Genomic DNA, 320 nt, shown 5'->3' with positions numbered 1-320 from the left:
TCTCTATCTTCAGCTACAGAACCACTACCACTTTCTTCTCCTGCACTACTCCTAATTCCATGCCCAAGACCACAGCCACCGATATTTGCAGTGTAAGCTTCTCCTCCTCCACTTCCCCCACCTCCTCCACCAACATATCGCTCAGGGACTCTATCCTCACCCATACCATGATATGGTCCACCTCCATAACCGGAAGAGGGAATGCGTTGCGGGAAAGTGAGCAGAATTCTAGCAGCGGAACATATTCCTGAACCTAGTAACATAAGAAATAAAACCGATGCACAAACTCGTTTGCTACCCATGGGATAACTTGAGTTTTG

At 47.5% G+C, this 320-nt stretch carries 1 pseudogene; it reads right to left on the bottom strand.

The features are described from left to right. Positions 1-302: pseudogene (locus tag C6N31_RS44915) on the bottom strand (hypothetical protein); the annotation flags it as partial. Positions 303-320: the final 18 nt, after the last annotated feature.

This window comes from Streptomyces fildesensis, assembly GCF_016107395.1.
GTDB lineage: Bacteria > Actinomycetota > Actinomycetes > Streptomycetales > Streptomycetaceae > Actinacidiphila > Actinacidiphila fildesensis.
The sequence above is the reverse complement of the archived record's forward strand: the minus strand, read 5'-3'. Positions and strand labels throughout refer to the sequence as shown.